The sequence below is a fragment of the Enhydrobacter aerosaccus genome, from assembly GCF_900167455.1.
Lineage (GTDB): Bacteria > Pseudomonadota > Alphaproteobacteria > Reyranellales > Reyranellaceae > Reyranella > Reyranella aerosaccus.
The window spans coordinates 62,049-87,180 of record NZ_FUWJ01000014.1; the positions used below are offsets into that span (position 1 = coordinate 62,049).

General features: G+C 64.8%; 30 protein-coding genes. 17 read left to right on the top strand and 13 right to left on the bottom strand.

Annotated elements, in window-relative coordinates; genetic code table 11:
- Nucleotides 1-51 precede the first annotated feature (51 nt).
- Nucleotides 52-879, top strand: coding sequence for a tetratricopeptide repeat protein (locus B5D62_RS29150; RefSeq protein WP_085937606.1), 828 nt, complete (start codon nt 52-54; stop codon nt 877-879).
- Between the two features lie 9 nt (nt 880-888).
- Here the strand turns inward: B5D62_RS29150 and B5D62_RS29155 are convergent, their stop codons facing one another.
- The 4 genes from B5D62_RS29155 to B5D62_RS29170 form a co-directional block, all read right to left on the bottom strand.
- Nucleotides 889-1,659: a glucose 1-dehydrogenase gene (locus B5D62_RS29155; protein ID WP_085937663.1), complete on the bottom strand. Its 771-nt coding sequence runs from the start codon at nt 1,657-1,659 to the stop codon at nt 889-891.
- Nucleotides 1,660-1,866: 207 nt separating this feature from the next.
- On the bottom strand, nt 1,867-2,160 hold the full coding sequence (locus tag B5D62_RS29160; protein ID WP_231714982.1) for a NepR family anti-sigma factor: 294 nt from the start codon (nt 2,158-2,160) through the stop codon (nt 1,867-1,869).
- 34 nt (nt 2,161-2,194) lie between these two features.
- Nucleotides 2,195-2,812 (bottom strand): sigma-70 family RNA polymerase sigma factor, encoded by a 618-nt coding sequence (locus B5D62_RS29165; protein ID WP_085937607.1) that lies wholly within the window; start codon nt 2,810-2,812, stop codon nt 2,195-2,197.
- A 109-nt stretch (nt 2,813-2,921) separates the two neighbouring features.
- Nucleotides 2,922-3,365, bottom strand: coding sequence for a sigma-70 family RNA polymerase sigma factor (locus B5D62_RS29170; RefSeq protein ID WP_231714983.1), 444 nt, complete (start codon nt 3,363-3,365; stop codon nt 2,922-2,924).
- A 180-nt stretch (nt 3,366-3,545) separates the two neighbouring features.
- Here B5D62_RS29170 and B5D62_RS29175 point away from each other — a divergent pair, with 180 nt between their 5' ends.
- The 9 genes from B5D62_RS29175 to B5D62_RS29215 all read left to right on the top strand — a co-directional run bounded on the left by B5D62_RS29175 (nt 3,546) and on the right by B5D62_RS29215 (nt 10,937).
- Nucleotides 3,546-3,743, top strand: a complete 198-nt coding sequence (locus tag B5D62_RS29175; RefSeq protein ID WP_085937609.1) for a CsbD family protein — start codon at nt 3,546-3,548, stop codon at nt 3,741-3,743.
- Nucleotides 3,744-3,894: 151 nt separating this feature from the next.
- The gene (locus B5D62_RS29180) at nt 3,895-4,140 is read left to right on the top strand and encodes a hypothetical protein (RefSeq protein ID WP_085937610.1); all 246 of its coding nucleotides are present in this window, start codon (nt 3,895-3,897) and stop codon (nt 4,138-4,140) included.
- 155 nt (nt 4,141-4,295) lie between these two features.
- Entirely contained in the window at nt 4,296-5,096 is an 801-nt protein-coding gene (locus B5D62_RS29185) for a response regulator (RefSeq protein WP_085937611.1), read from the top strand.
- Between the two features lie 17 nt (nt 5,097-5,113).
- Entirely contained in the window at nt 5,114-6,838 is a 1,725-nt protein-coding gene (locus B5D62_RS29190) for a sensor histidine kinase (protein WP_085937612.1), read from the top strand.
- Nucleotides 6,831-9,395: a response regulator gene (locus tag B5D62_RS29195; RefSeq protein WP_170921204.1), complete on the top strand. Its 2,565-nt coding sequence runs from the start codon at nt 6,831-6,833 to the stop codon at nt 9,393-9,395. The genes B5D62_RS29190 and B5D62_RS29195 overlap by 8 nt, the downstream gene beginning before the upstream one ends.
- An 88-nt stretch (nt 9,396-9,483) precedes the next feature.
- Nucleotides 9,484-9,657 (top strand): hypothetical protein, encoded by a 174-nt coding sequence (locus B5D62_RS33580; protein ID WP_170921205.1) that lies wholly within the window; start codon nt 9,484-9,486, stop codon nt 9,655-9,657.
- A gap of 201 nt (nt 9,658-9,858) precedes the next feature.
- The gene (locus B5D62_RS29205; protein WP_085937665.1) at nt 9,859-10,062 is read left to right on the top strand and encodes a CsbD family protein; all 204 of its coding nucleotides are present in this window, start codon (nt 9,859-9,861) and stop codon (nt 10,060-10,062) included.
- Nucleotides 10,063-10,077: 15 nt separating this feature from the next.
- Nucleotides 10,078-10,614, top strand: a complete 537-nt coding sequence (locus B5D62_RS29210; protein ID WP_085937615.1) for a hypothetical protein — start codon at nt 10,078-10,080, stop codon at nt 10,612-10,614.
- Nucleotides 10,615-10,673: 59 nt separating this feature from the next.
- Nucleotides 10,674-10,937, top strand: coding sequence for a GNAT family N-acetyltransferase (locus tag B5D62_RS29215; protein ID WP_085937616.1), 264 nt, complete (start codon nt 10,674-10,676; stop codon nt 10,935-10,937).
- On the opposite strand, the gene B5D62_RS29220 is transcribed toward B5D62_RS29215, so the two are convergent.
- Together B5D62_RS29220 and B5D62_RS34235 are read right to left on the bottom strand one after the other, a co-directional pair.
- A complete protein-coding gene (locus B5D62_RS29220; protein ID WP_085937617.1) occupies nt 10,934-11,194 on the bottom strand; it encodes a hypothetical protein in 261 nt (86 codons plus the stop codon). The genes B5D62_RS29215 and B5D62_RS29220 overlap by 4 nt on opposite strands.
- 30 nt (nt 11,195-11,224) lie before the next feature.
- Nucleotides 11,225-11,359 (bottom strand): hypothetical protein, encoded by a 135-nt coding sequence (locus B5D62_RS34235; RefSeq protein WP_269435139.1) that lies wholly within the window; start codon nt 11,357-11,359, stop codon nt 11,225-11,227.
- A gap of 179 nt (nt 11,360-11,538) precedes the next feature.
- Between B5D62_RS34235 and B5D62_RS29225 the strand changes: the two genes are divergently transcribed.
- Both B5D62_RS29225 and B5D62_RS29230 read left to right on the top strand, forming a co-directional pair.
- Nucleotides 11,539-11,706: a DUF1328 domain-containing protein gene (locus B5D62_RS29225; protein WP_085937618.1), complete on the top strand. Its 168-nt coding sequence runs from the start codon at nt 11,539-11,541 to the stop codon at nt 11,704-11,706.
- Nucleotides 11,707-11,753: 47 nt separating this feature from the next.
- Nucleotides 11,754-12,074, top strand: a complete 321-nt coding sequence (locus B5D62_RS29230; protein WP_139374151.1) for a hypothetical protein — start codon at nt 11,754-11,756, stop codon at nt 12,072-12,074.
- Here B5D62_RS29230 and B5D62_RS29235 read toward each other — a convergent pair.
- Nucleotides 12,056-12,985: a hypothetical protein gene (locus tag B5D62_RS29235; protein ID WP_085937620.1), complete on the bottom strand. Its 930-nt coding sequence runs from the start codon at nt 12,983-12,985 to the stop codon at nt 12,056-12,058. The genes B5D62_RS29230 and B5D62_RS29235 overlap by 19 nt on opposite strands.
- Before the next feature lie 100 nt (nt 12,986-13,085).
- Here B5D62_RS29235 and egtB point away from each other — a divergent pair, with 100 nt between their 5' ends.
- Nucleotides 13,086-14,354, top strand: coding sequence for an ergothioneine biosynthesis protein EgtB (gene egtB, locus B5D62_RS29240; RefSeq protein ID WP_231714984.1), 1,269 nt, complete (start codon nt 13,086-13,088; stop codon nt 14,352-14,354).
- The gene (egtD, locus tag B5D62_RS29245; RefSeq protein ID WP_085937621.1) at nt 14,351-15,313 is read left to right on the top strand and encodes an L-histidine N(alpha)-methyltransferase; all 963 of its coding nucleotides are present in this window, start codon (nt 14,351-14,353) and stop codon (nt 15,311-15,313) included. Before egtB ends, egtD begins: the two co-directional genes overlap by 4 nt.
- A 235-nt stretch (nt 15,314-15,548) precedes the next feature.
- On the opposite strand, the gene B5D62_RS29250 is transcribed toward egtD, so the two are convergent.
- The 5 genes from B5D62_RS29250 to pdxR form a co-directional block, all read right to left on the bottom strand.
- Nucleotides 15,549-15,986 carry a DUF6306 domain-containing protein gene (locus B5D62_RS29250; protein ID WP_085937622.1) on the bottom strand — a complete coding sequence of 146 codons (438 nt, stop codon included), beginning with the start codon at nt 15,984-15,986 and terminating at the stop codon, nt 15,549-15,551.
- Nucleotides 15,987-16,051: 65 nt separating this feature from the next.
- Nucleotides 16,052-17,179, bottom strand: coding sequence for an amidohydrolase/deacetylase family metallohydrolase (locus B5D62_RS29255; RefSeq protein ID WP_085937623.1), 1,128 nt, complete (start codon nt 17,177-17,179; stop codon nt 16,052-16,054).
- 68 nt (nt 17,180-17,247) lie between these two features.
- Complete coding sequence (gene ilvD / locus B5D62_RS29260; protein ID WP_085937624.1) at nt 17,248-19,095, bottom strand: dihydroxy-acid dehydratase; 1,848 nt, start codon at nt 19,093-19,095, stop codon at nt 17,248-17,250.
- 154 nt (nt 19,096-19,249) lie between these two features.
- Nucleotides 19,250-20,458 (bottom strand): winged helix-turn-helix domain-containing protein, encoded by a 1,209-nt coding sequence (locus B5D62_RS29265; protein ID WP_085937625.1) that lies wholly within the window; start codon nt 20,456-20,458, stop codon nt 19,250-19,252.
- 216 nt (nt 20,459-20,674) lie between these two features.
- Nucleotides 20,675-22,105, bottom strand: coding sequence for a MocR-like pyridoxine biosynthesis transcription factor PdxR (gene pdxR, locus B5D62_RS29270; RefSeq protein WP_085937626.1), 1,431 nt, complete (start codon nt 22,103-22,105; stop codon nt 20,675-20,677).
- 84 nt (nt 22,106-22,189) lie between these two features.
- Here pdxR and B5D62_RS29275 point away from each other — a divergent pair, with 84 nt between their 5' ends.
- Genes B5D62_RS29275 through B5D62_RS29285 form a run of 3 tightly spaced genes read left to right on the top strand, consistent with a single transcriptional unit; the run spans nt 22,190 to nt 23,714 of the window.
- Nucleotides 22,190-22,651, top strand: coding sequence for a carboxymuconolactone decarboxylase family protein (locus B5D62_RS29275; protein WP_085937627.1), 462 nt, complete (start codon nt 22,190-22,192; stop codon nt 22,649-22,651).
- On the top strand, nt 22,648-23,082 hold the full coding sequence (locus B5D62_RS29280; RefSeq protein WP_085937628.1) for a GNAT family N-acetyltransferase: 435 nt from the start codon (nt 22,648-22,650) through the stop codon (nt 23,080-23,082). Before B5D62_RS29275 ends, B5D62_RS29280 begins: the two co-directional genes overlap by 4 nt.
- Nucleotides 23,079-23,714 carry an FMN-dependent NADH-azoreductase gene (locus B5D62_RS29285; protein WP_085937629.1) on the top strand — a complete coding sequence of 212 codons (636 nt, stop codon included), beginning with the start codon at nt 23,079-23,081 and terminating at the stop codon, nt 23,712-23,714. The genes B5D62_RS29280 and B5D62_RS29285 overlap by 4 nt, the downstream gene beginning before the upstream one ends.
- 24 nt (nt 23,715-23,738) lie before the next feature.
- Here B5D62_RS29285 and B5D62_RS29290 read toward each other — a convergent pair whose 3' ends face one another.
- Nucleotides 23,739-25,112: an amidase gene (locus tag B5D62_RS29290; RefSeq protein WP_085937630.1), complete on the bottom strand. Its 1,374-nt coding sequence runs from the start codon at nt 25,110-25,112 to the stop codon at nt 23,739-23,741.
- Nucleotides 25,113-25,132: the final 20 nt, after the last annotated feature.

The following is a 25,132-nucleotide window of genomic DNA, read 5'->3' on the forward strand; positions in this document are numbered from 1 at the left end:
GGAGCGAATTTGTCTGGATGCAGAAAGCTGGTACCCATCCTTGGTATCGGGATGGCGCTCGCCTTGACGAGCTGTGCAGCGATCGGGGCGGTTGGAGCAAATTCGAGTGCGAATGCTGTAGCTCAGGGCGACAGTTATACGTCGTCGGTCCAAGAAGCCGATGCAGCCCGAAAAGCCGGAAATCTTGACGTTGCATTGGCTCTCTACAGCCGCGCCCTGAGCGCAAATCCTCAAGGCATCGAGGCCAAGATCGGACTGGGCCAGTGTTATCTCTCGCTGGGAGCGGGCGACGAGGCAGCGGCGCAGTTTCGCGACGTCCTGCTGCGCCGCGAGTCGGACGTGGAGGCGCGGCGCGGGCTTGCGGCGGCCTTGATCGCGGAGGGACAGCCGGCGCTGGCCGAGAAGCAGGCGGAAGTGGCCTTGCAGACGGACAGCCGGGACTTCCGGGCCATGAATGTCATGGGGATCGCCCTCGACATGCAGGGCCGACACGCCGAAGCCCAGGCGCAATATCTCGCCGGATTGCAGGTCGTGCCCAACGACGTCGCGCTGCGCAGCAACATGGGCCTGTCTCTCGCGATATCCGGCCAGGCCCAGGAAGCGATCGCTCAGCTTCTCCCGGTTGCCGGCGGACCAGGTTCCGACGCCCGCGTCCGCCAGAATCTGGCCCTCGCCTATGCCATGGCTGGAGATTTCGAGGGCGCCCTGCAGATCAGCCGCCACGACCTCGATGAAGCCCGCGCGCAGCAGCAGCTGTCCTACTTCATGAGGCTCAGAAGCCTGCCACCGGCGGAGCGCAGCATCGAACTCCGCCGCAATCCCAACTTCTTCCCGCAATCGACGCTCAGATTGCCACAACCGTCGGGCAAGACGAACTGACAGGCAGGCTCAACCCTGCACCGAATATCCGCCATCGACGGTAATGGCGGCGCCTGTGATGAAGTCCGACGCCGAGGCAGCCAGGAACACGGCGATGCCGGCAAAGTCGTCGGGAACGCCCCAGCGTCCAGCCGGTGTGCGTTTCAGCACCGACTCGTGCAGATGGGCGACCTGCTCGCGGGCACGCCGGGTGAGCGCCGTGTCGATCCAGCCGGGCAAGATGGCGTTGACCTGGATATTGTCCTTGGCCCAGGCCGTCGCGATGGCCTTGGTCATTTGGACCATGCCGCCCTTGCTGGCGGCGTAGGCGGTGGCGAAGGGAGCGCCGAAGATCGACATCATCGAGCCGATATTGATGATTTTTCCGCCGCCGCCCTTCTTCATCGCCGGATAGACGGCGTGGCAGCAGAGGAAGGCGCTGGTGAGATTGCTGTCCAGCACCGTGTGCCACTCCGCCAGCGTGTAGTCCTCTGGCTGTTTGCGAATGCTCATGCCGGCATTGTTCACCAGGATGTCGATCCGGCCATGAGCCTCCAATGCCTTGGCAATAAGGGCGCGGCAGGAGTCCTCTTTGAGAACGTCGACCGAGATTGCCGTGGCCTTGGCGCCCAGCGCCTTCAATTCCTCGACGGAGGCCGCGTTCTTCGCGGAGTCGCGGCCCGCAACAACGATGGTCGCGCCGGCTCTGGCCATCCCCTTGGCCATGCCGAGTCCAATGCCACCATTTCCGCCCGTCACGATCGCAACCCGTCCCGAGAGATCGAACAGCTCCATGGTCAGTCCTCCTGCTTCCCCGTGTCTAAGGGGAGGCGGGAGGAACCGCAAACGCGGCGTGGCGTTACGTCCGCAATACGCGCCTCACATGAGCGTACGGTCTGGGAGCGTTCGATCAGGACATCAGTGACATTCGCTGCCCGTCGGCCGGGCTGACCGACGTCAGTGGAATGGGGAATGGCGGCGACCGCGAGGCCGCCGCCTTTCTTCCGCTTACTTCTTACCAGACGGGTCGGGGCCCTTGCGCGCCGCGTCGTGCTCGATCAGCCGCAGCAGATCATCCGGAAGCGGCTCGCTCGCAATTTCGTCGTACATTGCGTGGAGTTGCTTCTGCAGCCACAGATCGAAGGGCCGCTCGCTGGCGGATTTCGGTTCCCCATGGGCGCCTTCCCGTGCCCGTTCCTTCAGCGGCTTGTCGTCATTCGCCATATTTTTTGTTCCGCGGAAGGGGGCCCATCCCACAGGTTCCTGTCCGAGGCATGTAGGTTTCTCGGCGAGAATGCCCATGTTTGCCTCTTTCGTCCACGGCCGGTTGGAAAGATCAGCGCTCGGCGGAGGGGCCGGCGTGACCGGTGTCTCGGCCGACAGATGTCGAGGGTTCGTGCGTCGAAGAGGAACGCTGTTTGGTATCGCCCTCCAACAGCAGACGCTCCAGCGTGTCGCGAGCCCGGGAAATGCGGCTCTTCACCGTGCCCACGGAGACGCCGGTGTGCGCGGCGATGACTTCGTAAGACTGCCCTTCCAGCACGGCGAGCAGCAGCGCTTCGCGCTGCGTCGGCGCCAGCTTGCCGAACGCCGACATGAACTCGCGCATTACCAGGCGGCTCTCCTGGTGTGGCTGATGCGACAGTGTTTCGGCGATGGCCGAGTCGACCGGAACCGAAGGACGCGTACGGCGCAATCCAGAAATGAACTCGTTGCGTTGAATGCGGAAGACCCAGGCCGACAGATTCGTGCCTGGCTGGAAGCTCTCGCGGCCCGTCAAAGCCTTGATCACCGTATCGTGGACCAGGTCGTCCGCAGCGTCGCGGTCGCGGGTGAGCGACAGCGCGTACACCCGGAGCCGGGGAAGGATCGCCCGGAGTTGATCATGGAAATCTTGAAGGTCCTGCTTGCTGTCGACTTCTTTCGAAACGGGGGCTTTCGAAACGGCGGCCATAAGCTTCTCCGGTAATGGGACCAATGCAGAAGCAATGCCTGAAAGATGAAAAGGTTACAGGGAAGGACTCGCCTCTCTTCTAACCCATTGATTTGGCGACATTTCCTTGTCAGCGAATCTTCCCGGCCAGGAGTTTGCGGGCCCGCGAAACCCGTGCCTTCAATGTACCCACAGAACAGTCACAGAGAGCTGCGGCTTCCTCGTAGGAAAAGCCGCCGGCGCCGATAAGGATCAGCGCTTCGCGCGACTGGGGGCTGAGATCCCAAAGGGCGGCCGACAATTCCTTCAATGCCAGTGTCGCTTCCGGATTGTCGACGGCGGCCAACGGAGTTGCCGCGGTATCATCGATGGGTGCCGGCCTTCGGCGCTGGGCGCGCAAATCCGAATAGAAGCGGTTGCGCATGATGGTGAACAACCAGCCTTTGAGATTGGTGCCTTCGGTGAACTGATCCTGCTTGTCCAGCGCCATCAAGACGGTGTTCTGCACCAACTCATCCGCAGCTTCGCGCTCGCGGCACATGAAGCGAGCGAAAGCACGCAGATCCGGAAGCAACGCCACGATATCGTCTCTAATCATCGGGGTGATAGCTCCGGCTGCACGACACGATAACGAGCGAACAACGTATGTGGGGCATGGATAGGGGCCTGCAAAGGAAATTTCGCCCCGGCAACCGGCCAGAAGATGCCGACGTTAACCGGTGCGAATCTCGCGATTTACAAAGAGGAGGACGAGATGAACTGGGACCGCGTCGAAGGAAACTGGAAGCAATTTTCCGGCAAGGTGAAAGAGAAGTGGGGCAAGCTCACCGAGGACGACCTGACTGTCATCAACGGCAAGCAGGACCAACTCATTGGCCGCATTCAGGAGCGCTACGGCTTGGCCAAGGACGAAGCGCAGAAGCAGGTCAACACGTGGGTGGGCGGCCTATAAGGGCTGCCCTGGACCAGAAAATGAGGGAACCCTTGGCGGTGTAAGGCGTTACAGCCGGGCTTTACGATCGACCGTTGGAGCCGGCGACGCCATCAGGTGAACGTCGGCGCACTGTACGAGGTGCGCCGACGCACGACAATGGAGGGGTTTCATGTCGATCAGGAATATGTCGATCAGGAACGTCATGTCGATCTCGGCATTGGGCACTCTCGGTCTGATTACGGCAGCATGCGGCAATAACCCTACGGACCGTGCGTTGACCGGAGGCGCGATCGGAGCGGGCACCGGCGCAGTCGTCGGCTCGACCATGGGTGCGCCGGTCGCCGGTGCGATCGTCGGCGGTGCCGGCGGCGCAGTAATCGGTGCTGCGACCACACCGGAGCGACGCTACTACTGATGCGATGGATGACTGAACAAGCAGTCGGCCTGCGTGTCGTGGCTGGTGCAGCGAAAGCGATGCAGTCCCCGCCCCACTGGGGCGGGGGCTTTCGTTTTGGTTGTCAGCCGGAATGCAGCGCGTAGTCTTATAGACGGCAGAGAAGGGGGTGATAGGTGTCCGACGTGCCCGCAATCACCAAGAACATGTCCGAAGCAATCACGAGAACGTTGCCGTTCCTGCGTCGCTACGCGAGAGCGGTGACAGGCTCACAGCAGCGAGGCGATGAATGGGTGCGCCTCTGCGCGGAGGTTGCCGTCAGGCAACCTGATCTGGTCGCCAAGATGGACGACACGAAGCTCGGTGTCTTCGCGCTGTTTCATCGCCTGCAACAGCCATTTGGCGGGCTGGACGAGGCGACGGAAGCCTCGACCGTCAGCAGCCGGTTGAAGGAATCGCTTACCGAAATGGCACCGCTGCAGCGTCGGATGCTGTTGCTGACCGTGCTGGAGGGTTTCACGGTCGCCGATGCAGCGCACATTCTCGACATCGACATCGATACGGCCGAGCGCAGCCTGCAGGAGGCGAGGCGTGAGCTTCAGCGCGTGGCGTCCGTCAGGATCCTTGTCATCGAAGACGAGGCCGTGATCGCGCTCGACGTCGCCGATATCGTGCGTAACGCCGGCCACGAGGTCGTTGGAATTGCGGCGACGGAGAAGGCAGCCGTCGATCTTGCCCGCAAGCATTCTCCCCATCTCGTCCTTGCCGATATCCAGCTCCGCGGAGCCGACAGCGGCATCTCCGCGGTCAGAGAGATCATGCGTTCCATGTCCGTGCCGGTGATCTTCGTCACCGGCTACCCGGAACGCCTCCTCACCGGTACGCAGGTCGAGCCGGCGTTCGTCATTTCCAAGCCCTTTGATCCCGACCTCCTTCGCGCGGCCATCGCCCAGGCGCTCGACACTGTCTCGATCTGAACAGTGCGCGGCCGATCATGGCTGAATGGTCGCTGCGCACGAAGCTGGTCGCGGCGGTTGGCGCTGCGCTCCTGCCGGTTGTCGCGCTCGCTGGCTGGAGCACCTACGATGACATCGCCGGCGCGCGAGCCGCGCGGGAGGAGGCGATATCGGCCTCGCTCGAGCAGGCCGTCGCACAACATCGCGAGTTGATCGAGGGGTCGCGGCGCCTGGTTGCAGCCGCCTGCACCTCGGACATCGTGCGCCGGACCATCGCATCGACGGCGACGACGGCCGACGTGAATGCCTGCGAAGGATATCTCTCCGACATTCTTCAGCAGTTTCCCGGCGACTACACGGCAATGATGGTGACCGACGAGACGGGGACCGCCCGTTGCTCCACCTCGCCTCCGGAAGTGGGCATGAGCTTTGCCGACCGCGAGATCTTTCGACTGGTGCGCGAGAAGCCCGGCGTTTCGATCGGAACTTTCGCGGCGGGCCGTACCGTGCCGCATACGGTGATTCCGATGGGCGCGCCGCTGACCGTCGACGGCCAGTTCAAGGGCATGTGCTCGCTGGATGTGTCGCTCGAGCTTTTCTCGGAGCTGGCGACGGCCAATCCCGGAGGCATGCCGATCCCCGTGGTCCTGGTGGATCGGACCGGCGCGCCCGTCGGCGGCAACGCGCACATGATCTTCTCCCTTCCGGTGGCCGCCCGACTGGCGGCGGCTATCGCCGCCGGCCAGATCCGGTTCCGCGATTACGGCAAGGACGGCTCGTCCTATCAGTTCCATCTCGTTCCCCTTGCCGGGCAGACACTCTTCGCCGTCGCCGCGATGCCCATGTCTGACGATCTGGCGCTGGCCCTGGCCGAACTGGCGCGGTTCGGTCTGATCGTCGTGGCCGCGATCATCGTGCTGGTCCTCACGTGGTTCGGAGCCGACCGATGGTGCGTGCGGCCGCTGCGGTACATCGGTGATTTCGCGGGACGCGTCGCCAGGGGCGAGGACGTGCGCTTTGCTCCGCTGCTACCCTGGACCAAGGAATTGATGGCGGTCGGCGATGGCGTGAAGAAGATGGCCGAGGCGATTGCTAATCGCGAAGGCGATCTCAAGGCCGGCCTGGAGCAGCGCGATCACATGCTGCGCGAAATCCATCATCGCGTGAAAAACAATCTCCAGATGATATCCAGCCTGCTCAACCTGCAGGCGGGAGAGATCCGCTCGCCGCGCATCCGCCGCTTCTTCGGAGATGCGCAGAACCGCGTATTGACCCTTTCGATCCTCCATCGGCATCTGTACGAGCGCTCGAGCTGGTCGCTGGTCGACTTCCAGCAATTCATCAGCGACCTCGTCCGGCAGATCTCCGTTCCCCGGCCGGGGCTCGAACGGCCGTCCGTGCGCTACCATATCCGCGCGCCCATCATGGCGGTCGGGCCCGACATCGCGATTCCCGTTGGACTGATCGTCACCGAAGCCGTGGGGAGTGCACTCAGTCACGACTTCAGTTCAGTCGCGTCGCCCGAGATTCGGATCGAGGCGGTGGAGAAGGGCGACGAGGTGGAGTTGATGATCGAGGATAATGGCCTCGATTCGGCCTATAGCTCGATCAGTCCGGGCAGCCGCGGCAGTTTCGGTCTGACGCTGATTCGCGGATTGGCGATGCAGCTTGGCGGGGAGGCCCGCATATCGGCCGGCGATGCCGGCGGCACACGCGTCGTGGTCTCCTTCCCCAAGCCGGCCGACGATAACCCGGATGGCTAGGAGGGGCGCCCGCGCCACCGGCATCGTGCTGGGGCTGACGATCGCTGTCCTGGCTGCGGCGGGAGCGCTGTTGACGATCAGTCATTCGAGATCGGCGGCGGAGCAGCAGCGTTACGTCGTCAGCAACTACGAGACGATGGCCCTGATGCGAACGGCGCTGATCGTGCTGCAGGACGCCGAGATCGGGCAGCGGGCTTATCTCCTGACCGGAGAGGTGGCGAACCTCGGCCCTTACGAGCAGGCGCGACCGCGCGTCGAGACTGCGCTTCGGCAGATCGAGGCGACGGTCAACAGCGATCAGGAGGCGTTGCGCCAGATCGGGGCGTTCAAATCGGCGGCGAACGAGAAGCTCGATGAGCTGAACGCGGGAATAGTCGCCTACCAGCTCTACGGTCGCGAGGCGACCCTGCCGCAAGGGTCCGGGCGGATGGTCGGCGAGCGGATCCGCCAGACGGCCGACTCGTTCGTCGAGGGCCAGCGCCTCCAGCTTTCGAAGCGCCTGGCGATGGTACGTTCCGAGCAGGATCAGGCCGATCTCGCCGGACTTCTGGTCCTGGGCGGAGCCTTCATCTGCCTGGTGGCCGGCATGGTCATCATCGTGCGAAGCGGGGAGAGGCTGGAGCAGGTCCAACGCGAGCTGTCGGCGCACTCGCGGTTGCTGCAGGCGACGCTCGAGACGCTGCGCGATCCCATATTCGTACTCGATGCCGGGGGATCGGTCGTTGCATGGAACGAAGCGTTCGTTCGCCTGGCCGGATGGGATCCGAGGCGCGAGCCAAGACTCAATCGGCATGATCTTCTCAGTGGCCGGTTTCCCGCCATGCGCTCCCTTCTCGCGCCCCTCAAGCTCGAGACCGAGGTCTCGGACCAGGCTTCGACGGCCCGGGCATCGTGCGACGGACGGGAATACGAAGTGTCCCGAGGGAGGATGGCGGAAGGGGGTGCCGTCATTCGCTGCGTCGACGTCACGGACAAGCTGCGCGATGAGGCGGCCTTGCGACAAGGGCAGAAGATGGAGGCGGTCGGCCAGCTGACAGGCGGCATGGCGCACGACTTCAACAATATCCTGCAGATCGTTCAGGCCAACCTCGACTTGATCAAGGAAGATATGGTCGGCAACGAGGTGACTCTGTCGCGGCTGCAGAGCGCTTCCGCAGCAGCGGAACGCGGCGCCCGCCTGACCCAGCAGCTGCTGGCCTTTTCGCGGCGTCAGCCGCTTGCTCCCAGGCCGACGAATGTCGGCCGGCTGGTTCACGACCTCTCCGGCCTTCTCCGGCATGCCTTGGGAGAGCGCATAACGCTCGAAGTCGCGGTGCCGGCGGAGGCCTGGAACGCGACGATCGATCCTGGCCAGCTCGAGAACGCCATCCTCAACCTCGCCATCAACGCCCGCGATGCCATGCCCGAAGGTGGCACCGTTCGGGTCGAGGTGTCCAACGCAACGCTCGATCGCCGCTACGCTTCGCTTCATTCGGAAGTGTCGCCGGGCTCGTATGTCCTGATCGATGTGATCGACACGGGAACGGGCATGCCGGCAGAGGTCGTGGCGCGAGCATTCGATCCCTTCTTCACCACCAAGCAGGAGGGAAAGGGGACCGGCCTCGGACTCAGCATGGTCTATGGCTTCGTGCGCCAGTCGAACGGTCATATTCGCATCGACAGCGCCATTGGCCAGGGCACGAGCGTGAAGCTCTACCTGCCGCGTACTCTGGATCCTGTGGTCGATGCGGCGTCCGAAGCGACCAGTCCGGCCGGAGGGACAGCACGGATACTGGTGGTCGAGGACAACACGGATGTCCGTCTCGCGGTCGTCGATATGCTGTCCGGGTGGGGGTATCGGGTCACGGCAGCGGAAAGTCCGGATGCGGCGGCGGCGCTGCTGGAACGCGATTCGTCCTACGATCTGCTGTTCACCGATGTCGTCATGCCCGGCACGATGTCCGCCGTCCAGCTTGCCGCGCTCGCACGGCGTCTTCAGCCTGAGATCGCCGTGCTGCTGACGTCGGGTTTTTCTCGTGACCTCATCCCGAAGAAGGACGGTCCGGACTATCCGATGATCGCCAAGCCCTATCGGAGCGAGGAACTCGCCACCAAGGTCCGCTCGGTGCTCTCGAGTCGGACCGGGTCGCCAGCTGAAGGCGCCACCCCGTCTAATGCCGACAGATCTCGTCGCGAGGCGGAGCCGCCAAGAGAACGGCCGCGTCGCGTACTTCTGGTGGAAGACGAAGTGGTCTTGCGCATGTCGACGACGGACATGCTGGAACGGCTGGACTGCTTCGTCACCGGGGTCGGCAGTGGCGAGGAAGCTCTGGACGTTCTCGATCGGGGCGGAGCCTTCGATCTGCTCCTGACCGATCTGGGTTTGCCGGGCATGAACGGGGAGGAGTTGGCGAAAAGGGTAAAGGCGCGTTTCCCGTCCCTTCCTGTGATCATTGCGAGCGGCTACGCCTCGGCTGGACCGCAGCCGCCGGGGATCCGCTTCATCAGCAAGCCTTATTCATCCATCGATCTCCAGCAGGCGTTCGAGAATCTCGACCACATCACCCCCTCCGGCTGACGGAATTCAAACTGGGCAACCCGCTGACCCGAGCCGGCGTTGTGTGTAGGACACCGCAAAGAGGGGTAGCGGGATGTTCACGATACGCATGCCCACAAGGCCAGGCGCTGACGGTCGACGCCTCTCGAGGGAGGCCGGCCCCGTTCCCCGTAATCGTGAGCGCGAGAGCAGCGGCCTTCTGGAAGACGAACTGCTCGATGTCTACGCCGCGATCGTGATCGCCGTGCCGGTTGCTTACCTGGTCAAGTCGCTCTGGCTGTAGGCGGAGCAGGGCAACCTCTTCCCATCGCCCCCGTTAGCAGCACGACTAATGCTGATGCGCCTTGAACTTAGGAGGTTTCGGATGCGCTCGATAGCCCTCGTCGCCGCCGCCGCGCTCGCGGTCCTGCCGCTTGCGGCGCAGGCCCAATCGACCACAACCACGACGAATTCCACCACCGTCTCGAAGCCGGACTTCAACGAGATGTGGCAGAAGATCAAAGGTTCGTGGACCCAGACCAAGGGAGCCGTAAAGGAGCAGTGGGGCAAGCTGACCGATGACGATCTGATGGAGATCCAGGGTCGACGCGAGAAGCTCGTCGGCAAGATCCAGACGCGTTACGGCATCAGCCATGAGCAGGCTGAGGCTCAGGTCAGCGGTTGGGAAGAAAAATACCACAGCATGTAGGCGGCGGAGGCGGGCATGAAGTCGACCTTCCGCGTCGCCGCCGCAGCGGTCCTGGTGGCCGCAAGCAGCGGTCTCGCTTTCGCCCAGGCGGCGCCGCAGCTTCGCGATACCCGAACTGGCAAGGTGTGGACCCCGGAGATAACCGACGAAGAGGCTTCGGCTCCCTCGTCCTATGCCGATAAGGCATTCGACCCGCGCACCCAGGCGGTCGTGCCCGGCGGAACCACAGTCCAGCATCCCCGGGCCACGCTGATGGGGACAGTGCCGATGACGGCCGGCCCCAATGTGCCCGTGCTGACGCTGGATGTGCCATCGCTGCAGGTCCTGCCGGGCCGGTACTGGCTGTCGATCCTTTATCTCACCAACAACAGCGCCAGCACGGTGGATGCGGTCGTTGGCTGCCATTTCACGAACCACGGCCAGACGGTGCAGAACACCCAAGTGATCGTGCCGCCGGCGGGGCCGGGCGAACGGCTTGGGGTGCCGGTGCGCGGCCCGCGCTTCGATGTCTTCGTCGACCAGGTGACGTGTGCCGTGACGGCGCCGACTTAGCTTGCTTCGTAGGCAGCGCCACAACGGCGGCGTATCCTTCGCTCCGAAGGAGATCCTGGATGCCAGTGAAGCACAACGTTGACCTCAGCCGTTACGAATTGGAGACGCAGCACGGCATGGCGATCGCCGTCTACCGCCAGCAAGGCGATCGCCTCGTCTTCACCCATACAGAGGTCCCTCCGGAAGACGAAGGCCAGGGAATCGGCTCGCGCCTCGTTCGCGGGGCCTTGGACGATGCCCGCCGGAACGGGTTCAAGATCGTCCCCGCTTGCAGCTTCGTCGTCGACTTCGTGCGTCGCCATCCCGAGTATTCCGACGGCTAGCCGGAGGGCGAGTGCTCCTGTCCGGCGGCGTTGCCGTTCGGCTTGCAGGCCACGAACTTTCCCCCTGCCAGCGCGAGCTGGCCACGGCGCAACAGCGACATCAATGCGCGCCGCATCTGGATCTCGGTGAAACCGCGATCCTCGAGTCGCAGCTCGAGATCCTTGATCGGAACGCTGGCGCTCTGCCGGGAGAGAATGGCGATCTCGTCCAGCAGCGCGCCCTCCGCATCGGTCAGTCTGTGGGCGGGCGGACTCATGAGCAGATGCCTATTCGACAAAATCGATGATCAGTGGGGAAGGAGAAACGCCCAGCACAAGCCGAGCGCGATGACGGCGCCGACGAATGAAGAGACCAGGACAAGGAAGATGCGGCCGCTAACTGCGCCGCTGCGCGCCTCGACCGGACTCGTCTCGCGTTTCATCGGAGAGCCTCCGTTGCTTGTTCAAGGGGGACTCAGCAAAAACCAACGCCTCGTCGTCCTGCCGGTTGCCCGGTTGCAGAGCCGGTTTGGTGCGGTTCTTTCATGATCGAGGAACCGGGCGGTGAAAGCTCCGTTAACAGGCCGCGTCCATTGTTTCCGACCGTACAAAGGAGCGAACCATGCTCTACTGGGCCCTGGTCTTTCTGCTCGTGGCGCTGGTCGCGGCCGTCTTCGGATTCGGCGGCATCGCCAGCACGGCAGCGAGCATCGCGCAGATCCTGTTCGTCATTGCGCTGGTCCTGTTCGTCGTGAGCCTCGTGATGGGCTTCAGACGTCGAAATCTCTGACCGTCGACAACGACAGAAGCGATAGCCAAAGGATGAAGGAGGTCTTCATGTCTGTTCGCGTGCTTGCCGTTCTCGCCGTGGCCGCGCTGGCGTCGGCTTGCTCCTACTCGGAGACGCGGACGGTGGCCGCTCAGCCGGTCGACGATTCGTGCGCCGTCTACGGCTACACACCGGGCACCACCGCCTACAATATCTGTGTCGAGCGGGAGGCTGCTGCACGGCGTCGTGGCCGTATGGCAGCCGACTATGCCCAGGCGAGCCTGATTGCGGACTCCCAGTCGGCCTGCCTGTCCTACGGGTTGGTCCAGGGCACCCCGTCCTACGATCGCTGCGTCCAGCGCGAGATGGCCTATCGCCGGCCGCTCTGATCGTCCGACGCAAGGAACCACGCCTTCAGCCGGTCGCGAGCGGCCGCGCCCGCGGCGCGGTCCCAGCAGTTGACGATTGCCGCCCGAAATCCCCCGGGCGGCATGGCATGACGGTCGATCGGCCAATCCTCGTGGAAGCTGATCTGCAGGCTGGAGATGGAGGGCGAGGCGACGATCTCCTGCTGTACCGGTAGCGGTGGATGCCGGTACCGGCGACCATGGGGAAGGAACAGGACGACGCTGTACCCGCTGCGACGTTCGATATCCGTGTAGACCCACTTGCCAATCTCGTAGAGACGCACGACGGCTTCGACCCACGCATCGCCACCGTAGAGATCGGGCCATTGGTCCGCGAAGCGTAGATGCACCTCGATGATGCGGCCGCCGATGGTCTCGAGATTGGCCATACCGGTATAACCGGCGAGATGCTTCCGACACCACGGTGCCGCCCAGTCTTCGACCGCCGCATTGGCATCGGCGCGCACCTCCCAATAGTCGAATGTACCGCCATCGCCAGCATACCCTCTGGCATGCCGCCACCACTGGGGCACACCGTCGACCAGAGCAACGTCGCTGCTGACATGATCGCCGCTCAACAAGCTCGACCAGAAGTGGCCCGGCTGATAGGCCGCAAGATAATCGGCTTCGCCATGCAGCGCGCGGCTTCCCACGCCCATACCCTTGAGGTTGTAGATCGGCTTGGAAAAGACCGGATAGGCCGAAGGGGTGACTCCGTGTGGCGCGGCGGCCAGTCCCTGACTCTGGGCAACCGCAAGCTTGTCGTACACCCAGCGATGGCGCGGGTTCCATATCCAGGCATCGCTATCCTCGGTCGGAATGAGCACATGGTCGGGGCAGGGCACGCGGTCGAAGTACTGCGTGCGCCATGGATCGATTTCGCAAATCGGCACGTGTTTCCCTTCGGTGAGTGAGGCCAAGGTACCACAAGGAGAGGGGACGGCGTGGTCGCAACCGGCTATCCTCAACGCGCGTTAGACCGGCGGAGGTGTCGTGTCGAAGCTGATAGCGCGTATCCCTCAGGCGTCCGACATCTCGCGGGCGGTTCGCTTCAAGACCATCCGGGCTCTCAGCGAACAGCTGGCAGCACCGCTTTCGCCCGAGGATCAGACCGTGCAGTCGATGCCGGATGCCAGTCCGACGAAATGGCATCTCGCGCATACGACCTGGTTCTTCGAGACCTTCCTGCTACTGCCGCACCAGGCCGGCTACCGGCCCTTTCACCCGGCCTTCAGCTACCTTTTCAATTCGTACTACGAGGCCGTCGGTCCGCGCCACCCACGACCACAGCGCGGACTGATCACCCGGCCCAGCGTCGAGGAGGTGCTTGCCTACCGGCAACACGTCACGGCGGCGATGCTCGAACTGCTCCAGCAACCCGATAGCGCGTGGGCGTCGCTTGTCGAGCTCGGTCTCCACCATGAGCAGCAGCATCAGGAGCTGTTGCTCATGGACATCAAGCACCTGCTCTCGCTCAACCCCTTGAAGCCTGCCTATCTCGCCAAGGCGCCGGCCGCTTCCGCAGCCGAGGCGGCGCCGCTCGGATGGATCGACTTCGAGGGCGGCATGACGGAAATCGGCCACGATGGCAGCGGCTTTGCCTTCGACAACGAGGGACCGCGGCACCGCGTCTGGATCGAGCCCTTCGCGCTCGCCACACGTCTCGTGACCTGCGGCGAATACGCGGCCTTCATCGAGGACGGCGGCTACCGTCGGCCGGAGTTGTGGCTTTCGGCCGGGTGGGATTGCGTCAGGCAGCGCGATTGGGAAGCGCCGCTTTACTGGGAACGCGATGGCGCGTCGTGGTCCGTCTTTACGCTCGCTGGCCTGAGGCCGATGCAGCCGCACGAGCCGGTGTGCCACGTCAGCGCCTACGAGGCGGCTGCCTATGCGAAATGGGCCGGTAAGAGGCTGGCGCGCGAGGGCGAGTGGGAGATGGCGGCTGCGGACGTCGAACTCGCCGGCAATCTGCTGGACGATCATGTCCTGCATCCGGCACCCGTCGCCGGCCCCGGATTGCGGCAGATGATCGGGGACGTCTGGGAATGGACCGCCAGCCCTTATGTCGCCTATCCCGGCTATCGCGAGCCGGAGGGGGCGGTCGGCGAATACAACGGGAAGTTCATGGCCAACCAGATGGTGTTGCGGGGTGGTTGCGCCGTGACGCCGCGTGACCATATCCGCACGACCTATCGCAACTTCTTCCCGCCGGACGCCCGTTGGATGTTCGGTGGAATCCGGCTCGCAGAGGATCTTCGATGAAAGGCATCGTCCTCGAGCGCGATCGAGCCCAGGCGGCCGATCGCGAGGAGTTCCGTCGTGCTGTCCTGAACGGCCTGTCACGACGACCTCGCGCCATTCCGGCAAAGTTCCTCTACGACGCCCGTGGATCGGCCCTGTTCGACAAGATCTGCGACTTGCCGGAATATTACCTGACGCGGACCGAGACTGAGATCCTGCGCGCCCACGCAGATGACATTGCGACGTTGGCCGGCAAGAACTGCGGGCTGGTCGAGTTCGGCAGCGGATCGAGCGTGAAGTCGCGCCTGTTGCTCGATGCCATGGACCTCGCCTTCTATGCACCAATCGACATTTCGCGCGAACATCTCGACCGTTCCGTCGGCCGCCTGAAGAAGGACTATCCATCCCTTGCGGTCGTGGCGATCTCCGCCGATTACATGGCGCTCGAGGCCCTGCCCGATGTACCTCTGGCATCCCGCCGTGTCGGCTTTTTTCCGGGATCGAGCATCGGCAATCTGCGGCCGGAGGAGGCGGTCCTCTTCTTTCGCAAGGCCAGGGAACTGTTGGGCAAGGACGGCGCGCTGGTGCTGGGCGCCGATCTCAAGAAGGATCCAGCTCGCCTGCACGCGGCCTATAACGATTCCGCGGGAGTGACCGCCGCCTTCAGCCTCAACCTGCTGCGGCGCATGAACCGCGAACTGCAGGGAAGCTTCGACCTGAAGGCGTTCGCGCACGAGGCCTTCTACAATGCCGAGCAGGGACGCATCGAAATCTATCTGCGGAGCCTGCGCGACCAGCTGGTGACGGTTGCGGGAAGGACGTTCCCTTTCCTGGAGGGTGAGCGGATACACACCGAGTATTCATACAAATACGACGAGGCCGGGTTGGCCGCCCTGGCGCAGCAGGGCGGGTTCAAGGTTGCCCATAGCTGGACCGATCCCGACCGCTTGTTTGCGGTGACCTATCTCACTGTCACTTGAAGGCATGCCCCAGAATAAGGCTGCCCGCCCTCGAGGTGTCTCGAGGGCGGGCGGGTAACGACCGGGCGGGGAGGGTGGCATCGCTGAGCGGGGGGCAGGGGCGACGCCAAAGACCCGGCCGCGCAGAACCAACGCCAGGTCCCCGACAAAGGTTGCCGGGTACTCTGTGAAAGTTTCGCAAAGCATCACCGGCTCGTCCTCGTTCGGGAGTTGAACCCGCCAAAGTCCCTATATTTCAAGGGGATGAATCGCTGGGTCCGTCCAAAGTGGCCTGCGCGCGGGCGATATTGACTTCGTGCGCCTGCAGCATCGCCCGCAGGTCGGTGTGCAGACCGTCGTCGCGAACCTTGGGCAGCATCTCCCGCAGCTTCCTCGCGACCCAGCCTTGACCGCGATTGAGGAAGGCGATGCGCTCGCGCAGGTCCGCGATCGCCAGGGCCTTTTCCTGGAAGGGCCCGACCCGCACTGACGCCGGTGCGCCCAATGCCTTCAGGTGTTTCAGGAGCATGGCGCACCAGCGCGCCTCGTCGAGGTGGACGTCATGGAGCAGGTCCGCGAAGGGAGTCCCTTGGGCAGCCTGTGCGCTCCGGAGGGCGACTCCGGTGCCGGCGCGCTCGGCCTCGAGCAGCTCGTTGAGGAAGGCCGCGATCTCCTCGCGGCTGGCGAAGCCCATATACGTATCGGCTGCCTCATGGGCGAGGCAGGCCGGGGAGCTTGGTTGGTTCTCGGGTGCCTTGGTCACGATGGGTGCCACCAGCGGCCCGCCAGCACCACGCCGGCCGACAACAGCCGCTTGTCTCCCATCATGCGCTCGCCAATCGAGTCGGCATAGTCGAAGCTGCCGACCTTGAGGTCGATGACCGTGGCCTCGCCGACGCTGCCGGGCTTGAGCGTGCCGAGGTCCGGCCGCTGGATCGCCATCGCGGCATTGCCTGTGGCCAGCTTGATCACCGTCGGCAGATCGACGCCCAGGCACAGGAACTTCGACATGGTCGTCAGCAAGTCGAAGGCCGGGCCCTCGATCGAGATCGCATGGACGTCGGAAGAGATGACGTCGGGCAGGAAGCCGGCCGCCAGCATGCCTCGTGTCGTCCCGAAGCCGAACGAGCCGCCGCCATGGCCGATGTCGAAGATCACACCGCGGGCTCGGGCGGCCAGGATCTCCTCGCGCACTCGGCCGTCGGGCCGGATCGGCGCGTTGGGGAAGGGACGGAAGCAGTGAGTGAGGATGTCGCCCTTGCGCAGCCGGCTCACCACCTCGTGGCGCGACGGCGGCGGCGCATCGAGATGGGCCATCAGCGGCAGCCCGGTCTCTTCCGCGACGTCGAGCGCGATATCGAGCGGCACGATCCCGGAATCGCCGCTGGCGGATTTGCCGACACGGACCTTGATGCCGAGCACGAGATCCTTGTGCTCGCGGGCCACGCGCACGGCCTCGCGCGGATCGAGCAGGCGCATGTCGCCGCTTTCGCCCACCATCACGGCCTTCGAGAACGCGAAGATGCCGGCGAACGAGACGTTGAGATAGGGCAAGATCCGAACCGGCGACGGCTCGATGACGTGGCGTCGGAAGCCGTGGAAGTTGCCAGGGCCGGCGCTGCCGGCATCGATGAAGGTCGTGACCCCGCCGGTGCGCGCCAGCAGTTCCGCCTCGACGCCAAGCGAGGTACCGCCCCAATAGACATGGGTATGCAGGTCGATCAGGCCGGGCGAGACGACCTTGCCTGAAACGTCGCGCACGTCCTTGCCCGCGAGCCCATCTCCGATCGCCGACACCTTGCCGCCGGCGAACGCGATATCCGTCACCTTGTCGAGCCCTTGTGACGGGTCGATCACACGCCCGCCTTTCAACACCAAGTCGTTCATCGATCTTTCCTGCTTTGCATTTGTCATTGCGTGGGCCCTCGCGGCGTAGCGAGAGCCTTGGCTCGATCTTACCCGCCGACCTGCTCGACATTGCGTACCGCGCCGGTCGCGGCGCTTGTGGCGAGCGCGGCATAGGCCCGCAGTGCGACAGAGACCTTGCGATCGCGCTTCGGCTTCCAGGCCTCGCGGCCCTTGGCCTTCATCGCCGCCCGGCGTTTCTCGATCTCGGCCTCGGGAAGGGCGAGCTTGATGCTGCGGCCGGGAATGTCGATCTCGATCGGATCGCCATCCTCGATCAGCCCGATCGTTCCGCCGGCCGCCGCCTCGGGCGAGATGTGACCGATGGATAGGCCGGAGGTGGCACCCGAAAAGCGGCCATCGGTGATCAGCGCGCATTTGCTGGCCAGCCCGACGGCTTTCAGGGTTCCGGTCGCGGCCAGCATCTCCTGCATGCCGGGGCCACCCTTGGGGCCTTCGTAGCGGATGACCGCGACGTCGCCTTCCTTCACCTTGCCCTCGCGAATGCCACGGGTCGCGTCGTTCTCGCTGTCGAACACCACAGCCCTGCCTTGGAACGTCAGCGACGCCGGGTCGACGCCCGCCGTCTTCACGATGCAGCCATCCGGTGCCAGGTTGCCGTAGAGCACCGCCAGCCCGCCATCCTGGCTGTAGGCGTGCTCGAAATCGCGGATGCAGCCGTTTGCACGGTCGAGATCGAGTTCGGGATAGCGCTTGTTCTGCGAAAAGGCCTCTTTGCTCCGCACGCCGCCCGGAGCGGCGCGATAGAAGGTCTTCACGCCTTCGTCAGCGCCGTTGCCGATATCCCAGCGCTTCAGGGCGTCGCCCATGGTCGGCGCATGCACGGTCCGCGCGTCCCGGTGGATCATGCCTTTGCGGTCGAGGATGCCAAGCAGGGCCATGACGCCGCCGGCACGGTGCACATCCTCGATGTGCCAGAGGGGCGAGGAGGGCGAGAGCTTCGACAGATGCGGCGTGACCCGCGAAAGCCGGTCGATGTCCTTCATCGTGAACGGCACTTCGCCCTCGAAGGCGGCCGCCAGCAGATGCAGCACCGTGTTGGTCGAGCCGCCCATGGCAATGTCGAGGCGCATGGCGTTCTCGAACGCCTTGAACGTGGCGACCGAGCGCGGCAGCACCGATTCGTCCTTCTCGATGTAGTAGCGCTTGGCCATGTCGACGATGCGGCGGCCGGCCTCGAGGAAGAGCTCGCGCCGGTCGGCATGGGTGGCGACCACGGTACCGTTGCCCGGCAGCGACAGGCCCAGCGCTTCGGTGAGGCAGTTCATGGAATTCGCCGTGAACATGCCGGCACAGGAGCCGCAGGTCGGGCAGGCGGAACGCTCGAAGTTGGCGATGTCCTCGTCGGTCGAGTCGGGTTTGTATCCGACGACCATGGCATCGACGACGTCGATCAGGATCTCCTGGCCCTTCCACTTCACCTTGCCGGCTTCCATCGGGCCGCCCGAGACGAACACGGTCGGCAGGTTCAGGCGCATGGCCGCCATGAGCATGCCGGGCGTGATCTTGTCGCAATTGGAGATGCAGACCATCGCGTCGGCACGATGGGCATTGACCATGTATTCGATCGAATCGGCGATCAGATCCCGCGACGGCAGCGAATACAGCATGCCGTCATGGCCCATGGCGATGCCGTCATCGACGGCGATGGTGTTGAATTCCTTGGCGACGCCGCCGGCGCGTTCGATCTCGCGCGCCACCATCTGCCCCAGATCCTTGAGATGCACGTGGCCAGGCACGAACTCGACGAAGGAATTGACCACCGCGATGATCGGCTTGCCGAAGTCTGCGTCGGTCATGCCGGTGGCGCGCCAGAGGGCGCGGGCAGCCATCGCTCGCTTGCCTTCGGTGGTCTTGGATGAGCGGTAAACTCCCATGGTCAATTCCTTGTGATACCCGATAGGTGACGTCTGAAACCGATCCTCCGTCCATTAAATAAATGGCCAGAAAACGGAGCGCCCGGACCCGATTGCAGGTGGTGCTGCCGCACTATAGCGGGGCGACCTGCAAAACGCCGATTCCGGTCGTCAATCAGGTTCGCATGGCGCGGCCAAGAGCGCCGGCGCGAGGCAACTGGACATCGTCGAGTCCGAGCCAGTCGGCCATCAGGCGCAGTTCTTTGCGCAGGGGGCCTGCGATCTCCCGTGCATCGGCATTCGATTCCAGATGCGCGGCATGCACCAGCAGTCGACTGTTGGGTCGATCGGCCTTGAGATCCACGCGCGCCACCAACCGGTCGCCCAGCAGGAAAGGCAGCACGTAATAGCCATGCTTGCGTTTGTCGGCCGGCGTGTAGATCTCGATGCGATAGAGGAAATCGAAGATGCGGAGCGTACGGGCGCGTTCCCACACCAGCGGATCGAAGGGGGCGAGCAGGGCGCGCGCCTCGATCCTGCGCGGCAGCCGCGCAGCGGGGTCGAGATAGGCCGGCTTGCTCCAGCCTTCGACCGTGACCGGTGTCAGTTCGCCGGCTTCGACCAGTTCCATGAGCCGCGCCTTGGTATCGGTGACACCGAGCCGGAAATAGTCGCGGAGATCGGCTTCGGTGGCCACTCCGAGGGCCCGCGCCGATAGCCGCAGCAGCTCGCGCTGGGCCTCCTCGGCCGTCGGCGTTGGCCGGTCCAGAATGGACCTCGGCAGGACGCGCTCGGTCAGATCGTAGACGCGCTCGAACGTCCCGCGGCGGGTCGCCGTCGTCGCCTCGCCGGCGAAGAACAGCCATTCGAGCGCGAGCTTGCCATCGTTCCAGCCCCACCACGGCCCGCGCCGCTCGCCGCCATTGGAAAGCTCGGAAGCGGCAAGAGGGCCACGATCCGCGAGTTCGCGTCGGACCTCGTCGATGAAGGCTGCTTTCTCTTTCTTGAAAGTGTGCAGCTTTCCCTTGCCGTCGCCTGCGTTCGAGGCGGCGCGCTGCATGCGCCAACGCCAGAGCGGCTGGTTCTCGACCGGCAGCAGTGACGCCTCGTGAGCCCAGAACTCGAACAGCCGGCGCTCGCTTCGACGGCCCCAGGCCAGGCGGTCGAGCAGCCCGCTGTCGTAACGCCCCAGGCGGGAGAAGAGCGGCAGATAATGTGCCCGTGCCAGCACATTCACGGAATCGATCTGCAGCAGACCCAGGCGATCGACCGCGCGCTTCACTGTCCCGGCATTGAGGGCGCCCGAGGGGCGGGGGCCGGTGAAGCCCTGGGCCGCCAGGGCGATGCGACGCGCCGCGGCGGCGGAAAGCGTCTGCGATTTCATCTGGGGAAGTGCCGACGATCTGTCATGTCGCCCAAGCATCTATCATGGGACCGACAGGAGGCCGCGCAGATTCGTTCGTTTCCTTACCTCCCAGTCGGAGCCGTACAGCTATGACCAATCCATTCCTGCCACCCTCCCGAGCGATGTTGGAGTAGCTGGCGCGCATGTGGTCATGCTTGCCAGTCCGCTGCGGTCTCACCGTGGGAGGCCTCGCTTTCAAGGGCGCGGAAGCAGATCCGAAACCGCTTGTCGCAACGCATGGGCGATGGCGAGAGCCTGTTGCTCCGGAATGTTCGTGAAGCCCAACAGGAGACCATGCTCCCGCTTGCGTCCGAGGTATTGCGAAGACAGGGCTGTCGCGGCGAACCCCCGGCTCGCTGCTCGATGCGCCAGGACCAGATCGTCCTGGGACGTTGGAAAGCGCGCCAGAAGCTGCATGCCGCCGGGCCGCGTCGCGATTTCCAGTTGATCGCCGAAGCTGTCGCCGAGCGCCCGGACCAGAGCCTGCCGGCGGGCTGCATAGAGCGTACGCATGCGCTTGAGGTGTCGCCCGAAATGACCTTCGGCGAGGAAGTCCGCGGTCACCATTTGGCCGAGGACGGGTTCGCCATGGAGAGTCCGGCGGCGCGCGGCCGCCGCCCCTTGAAGAAGCGCCATGGGCAGGACCAGGTAACCAAGACGAAGGGACGGGAAGATCGTTTTGCTGAAGCTGCCGGCATAGATGACGCGATCGGCGCTATCGAGGCTCTTGAGCGCCGGCAGCTTGCGGCCGACATAGTGGAACTCGCCGTCGTAATCGTCCTCGACGATCCACGCGCCCGTCTCGGCGGCCCAGCCAAGCAACGCCTGCCGGCGCGGCAGGGACAAGGCAACGCCGAGCGGGCTCTGATGTGCGGGTGTGACGATGGCGAGCTTCGCCGCCGGTGCCAGCCGGCGTCCAGCCTCGACATCGAGTCCATCCTCGTCGACGGGTATGGGACGCAACACGATGCCCGTGGCCTGCAACTGCTGTCGCGCCAGGAAATAGCCGGGCTCCTCGAACCACACCTCATCGCCGGGTGTCAGCAGCAAGCGCACGATCAGATCCAAACCCGCCTGGTAGCCGCCGGTGATGAGGACTTGTCCCGGCTGGCAGCGGACGCCGCGCGAAACGGCCAGATAGGAGGCGATGGCCTGCCGCAGTTCGGGAAGGCCCATCGCATCCTGATAGGCCAGCAGGGCAGCCGAAAGCCGCCGGCCGGCTCGTGCGGTCAGCCGCGCCCAAAGCGTGCGGGGGAACTGGTCGAGCGCGGGCAGGCCGAGTTGGAACGGCAACGGCTCGCGCAGATCACTCTCGGCGGGCCGGGCCGTCTCCTTCGGCGGTGTCGGCCGGCGCAGCATCTCCAGCCGCAGGGAGGGCGATACGATCGTGCCGGCTGGACCGCGCGGCACCAGATAGCCTTCTCCGGCGAGACGGGCATAGGCGCTTTCGGCCGTACCGCGCGCGACGCCAAGGTCGCTTGCCAGTGTTCGCACGGCGGGCAGGCGCTCGCCGGGGGCGAGACGGCCCTCCGTGATTGCATCGCGCAGTCGCTGGTAGAGTTGCTCCTGCAACGGAAGCGAGGAGCGGGACAGGGGCCGGACGAGGGATCTGCGGGCATCGGGCATGGCCCAGTGATTTTCTCAGATCTTGGCCCATCCATATAGGCCATTGCGATGCCATGTCTTGGCCGTTCAACAAAGGAGCGAGCCATGCAGACCAAGCCCATTTCCGCCCCCCAGGCTGCGCCCGAAGGATACGCCGCCCTGCGCAGCGTCGAGACCTACGTCCGCAATTGCGGCTTGCCGTTCAGCCTGATCGAACTGGTCAAGATGCGCGCCTCCCAGATCAATGGCTGCGCCTACTGCCTCGCCATGCATAGCAAGGATGCGCGCAAGCACGGCGAGACCGAGGAGCGGCTCTACCTGCTCAATGCCTGGCGCGAATCGTCTCTCTATACGCCGGCGGAGAAGGCGGCCCTGGCGTGGACGGAGACCTTGACGCTGATGGCCCAGCGCGGCGACGCGCACCCGGACTTCGGCTTCCTGCGCCAGCATTTCTCGGACAAGGAGATCGTCGATCTCACCATCCTGATCGGCATGATCAATCTCTGGAATCGCTATGCCGTCGGCCTGTATTCGGAGCAGGCGATCGCGCGCGCCGAAGCGGCATGAGCGCTCTCCAGCTGCGGCAAGCCGAAACCGACGAGGACATCGCGGCCTGCTTCCCGGTCCTGCACCAGCTCAGGCCGCACCTTGCCGATCCCGCCGAGCTCTGTGCGCGCGTGCAACGGCAGCGCCGGCAAGGCTATCGGTTGCTGGCGGCGTGGCGCGACGGCCGCGCCGTCGGCGCCGCCGGCTACCGGATGCAGGAGAATCTGATCCGCGGTCGGTTCGTCTATGTCGACGACCTGGTCGTGCTCGACAGCGAAAGGCGCGGCGGTCTCGGCGCCCGCCTGCTCGACGAGGTTTCCCGAATCGCCAAGGCCGAGGGATATCCCTGGATGACGCTCGATACCGCGCTCAACAACGCCCTCGGCCAGCGCTTCTACTTCCGGTGGGGGATGCTCTCGACGGCCCTGCATTTCGGCAAGGCGCTGACATGAAGCCCGTGCTGTTGGTCGAGGCGAGCCCGCGCTTTGGGACTTCGCGTAGCCGGATGGCGGCGGAGAAGATCATCGGGCGCCTGGCCGACGTTCGGCCAGGCCTCGATGTCCTGCGGCGCGATCTCGTCGCGGAGCCATTGATGCCCCTCGACGAGGCCTTCACCGAGGCGATCTACCTCGCACCGCCCGCGCTCAGCGCGGCCGAACGAGAGGCGCTGGCGCAATCGGAGCGCCTGATCGAGGAACTCGAGCAGAGCGGAACACTCATCATCAGCACGCCGATGCACAATTTCACGGTGCCGGCCGTGCTGAAGGCCTGGATCGACCAGGTCCTCCGCCTGAACCGGACCTTCCGTTCGACGCCGTCGGGCAAGGTGGGGTTGCTGGCCGATCGTCCAACCTATGTCGTCGTCTCTACGGGAGGCGCGATCAGCGGCGAGCGCGCCCGGCAGCCGGACTTCCTTACGCCCTACCTCGACGCGATATTGCGGACGCTCGGCATCCACACGATCCGCTTCCTGCATCTCGAAGCCATGCCCCGCGGCTCAGATTGGCCTGACGAGGCAGAGCGACAGGTCCAGGCCTGGCTCGACATCCACCTTCCGGCGCGGACTTTGTTGCCCGCGTCGTGACAGTCGGTCGACGCGGCGAGATCACTACTGCGTCAGAGCCGTTTCCGCGCGTTGCGCCATGGCCAGAAGCGGGCGATCGTGCAGGCGCGGCGCCACGATCTGCAGGCCGACCGGAAGACCGGCGCGGCCGGTGCCACAGGGAACGGAGATGCCAGGCACCAGCGCCAGATTGAAAAGCGGCGTGAACACGGCATGGCCGCGCGGCCCGACCTCCCTGTTCTCGATCACCTTGGGGGAGACCTGTTCGACCGGCCAGGAGACGCAGGCTGTGGTCGGTGTGATCAGATAATCATAGCGCGTGAAGAACTCGGCAACGGCGCGGGCGCAGGCGTCGGCAAAGCGGTAGGCCGCGACCACCTCGGTGCCGGCGAGCGTGCGACCGCGCTCGATCAGGGCCGTGACGTTGTCGCCGAACAGCGCCTTGTCCTGACGCTCGCGTTCGCCATAGAGCAGGGCGCTGGCCGCGGCATTGACCGCGCCAAAGGCTGCCTCGTTGGTCCCTTCGGGCCAGGCGATGTCCGCGAGTTCGATTCGCCAGCCGGCTGCGCGCAGCTTCTCGACTGCCGCCTCGACTGCCGACATGACATCCGGGTCGACCGCAACGCCAAGGCCGAGACGCGGGCTGAAGGCGATGCGCGGCTGGGCGGGCGGCGGAATATCGAGCGTCGGCACGGAATGCGGATCGTGTGGGTCGGGACCGGCCATGACCTCGAAGGCGACCTTGGCATCGGCGACAGTCCGGCCCATCGGCGCCGTCACGCCATAGAGGGGGCCATAGGCGCCGCCGAAGCCGAACGGGTTGGGGATGGCGCCGGCGGAGGTCTTGAGACCGACCACGCCGCAATGAGAGGCGGGTCGGCGGCCGGAACCGCCGCCGTCGGTGCCGAGGGCGATCGGACTGAAGCCCGCGGCGAGGGCCGCGGCCGCACCGCCCGACGAGCCGCCCGGAGTGAGGTTGTGATCGAGGGGATGGCGCGTAGGGCCGTAGACCTTGTTCTCCGTGTGGCCCTTGGCGGCCATTTCCGGCGTGTTGGTCATGCCGAGGAAGACGCCGCCGGCCTCCTTCAGGCGCTCCACGGCCACGGCATTGCGAGGCGGGATGAAATCCTTGTAGAGCAGCGATCCGTTGGTCACGCGCCGGCCGGCAACCCAGGTCGTGTCCTTCACGGTGTAGGGCACGCCGAGGATCGGTCCATCGAAGCCCTGCTTGAGGCGCGCATCCACGGCATCCGCCGAGGCGCGTGCTTCGGCGGGATTGAAATCGACGATAGCCGTCAGGGCCGGGTTGAGGGCTTCCACCCGGGCAATTGCCATCTCGGCAATGTGGCGGGCCTTCACCTTGCCCGAGCGCACCGCCCGAGCGATGGCGGCAGCACCGTGGTCCAGCAAATCGGTCATGTCTCTTCCCCAGGATTTGT

Coding starts and splice junctions, on each gene's coding strand:
- B5D62_RS29150 (WP_085937606.1), top strand. CDS start 52: ATGGCGCTCGCCTTGACGAGCTGTGCAGCGATCGGGGCGGTTGGAGCA.
- B5D62_RS29160 (WP_231714982.1), bottom strand. CDS start 2,160: ATGGGCATTCTCGCCGAGAAACCTACATGCCTCGGACAGGAACCTGTG.
- B5D62_RS29165 (WP_085937607.1), bottom strand. CDS start 2,812: ATGGCCGCCGTTTCGAAAGCCCCCGTTTCGAAAGAAGTCGACAGCAAG.
- B5D62_RS29175 (WP_085937609.1), top strand. CDS start 3,546: ATGAACTGGGACCGCGTCGAAGGAAACTGGAAGCAATTTTCCGGCAAG.
- B5D62_RS29180 (WP_085937610.1), top strand. CDS start 3,895: ATGTCGATCAGGAATATGTCGATCAGGAACGTCATGTCGATCTCGGCA.
- B5D62_RS29190 (WP_085937612.1), top strand. CDS start 5,114: ATGGCTGAATGGTCGCTGCGCACGAAGCTGGTCGCGGCGGTTGGCGCT.
- B5D62_RS29195 (WP_170921204.1), top strand. CDS start 6,831: ATGGCTAGGAGGGGCGCCCGCGCCACCGGCATCGTGCTGGGGCTGACG.
- B5D62_RS33580 (WP_170921205.1), top strand. CDS start 9,484: ATGCCCACAAGGCCAGGCGCTGACGGTCGACGCCTCTCGAGGGAGGCC.
- B5D62_RS29205 (WP_085937665.1), top strand. CDS start 9,859: ATGTGGCAGAAGATCAAAGGTTCGTGGACCCAGACCAAGGGAGCCGTA.
- B5D62_RS29210 (WP_085937615.1), top strand. CDS start 10,078: ATGAAGTCGACCTTCCGCGTCGCCGCCGCAGCGGTCCTGGTGGCCGCA.
- B5D62_RS29215 (WP_085937616.1), top strand. CDS start 10,674: ATGCCAGTGAAGCACAACGTTGACCTCAGCCGTTACGAATTGGAGACG.
- B5D62_RS29220 (WP_085937617.1), bottom strand. CDS start 11,194: ATGAGTCCGCCCGCCCACAGACTGACCGATGCGGAGGGCGCGCTGCTG.
- B5D62_RS34235 (WP_269435139.1), bottom strand. CDS start 11,359: ATGAAACGCGAGACGAGTCCGGTCGAGGCGCGCAGCGGCGCAGTTAGC.
- B5D62_RS29225 (WP_085937618.1), top strand. CDS start 11,539: ATGCTCTACTGGGCCCTGGTCTTTCTGCTCGTGGCGCTGGTCGCGGCC.
- B5D62_RS29230 (WP_139374151.1), top strand. CDS start 11,754: ATGTCTGTTCGCGTGCTTGCCGTTCTCGCCGTGGCCGCGCTGGCGTCG.
- egtD (WP_085937621.1), top strand. CDS start 14,351: ATGAAAGGCATCGTCCTCGAGCGCGATCGAGCCCAGGCGGCCGATCGC.
- B5D62_RS29250 (WP_085937622.1), bottom strand. CDS start 15,986: ATGGGCTTCGCCAGCCGCGAGGAGATCGCGGCCTTCCTCAACGAGCTG.
- B5D62_RS29255 (WP_085937623.1), bottom strand. CDS start 17,179: ATGAACGACTTGGTGTTGAAAGGCGGGCGTGTGATCGACCCGTCACAA.
- ilvD (WP_085937624.1), bottom strand. CDS start 19,095: ATGGGAGTTTACCGCTCATCCAAGACCACCGAAGGCAAGCGAGCGATG.
- B5D62_RS29265 (WP_085937625.1), bottom strand. CDS start 20,458: ATGAAATCGCAGACGCTTTCCGCCGCCGCGGCGCGTCGCATCGCCCTG.
- pdxR (WP_085937626.1), bottom strand. CDS start 22,105: ATGCCCGATGCCCGCAGATCCCTCGTCCGGCCCCTGTCCCGCTCCTCG.
- B5D62_RS29275 (WP_085937627.1), top strand. CDS start 22,190: ATGCAGACCAAGCCCATTTCCGCCCCCCAGGCTGCGCCCGAAGGATAC.
- B5D62_RS29280 (WP_085937628.1), top strand. CDS start 22,648: ATGAGCGCTCTCCAGCTGCGGCAAGCCGAAACCGACGAGGACATCGCG.
- B5D62_RS29285 (WP_085937629.1), top strand. CDS start 23,079: ATGAAGCCCGTGCTGTTGGTCGAGGCGAGCCCGCGCTTTGGGACTTCG.
- B5D62_RS29290 (WP_085937630.1), bottom strand. CDS start 25,112: ATGACCGATTTGCTGGACCACGGTGCTGCCGCCATCGCTCGGGCGGTG.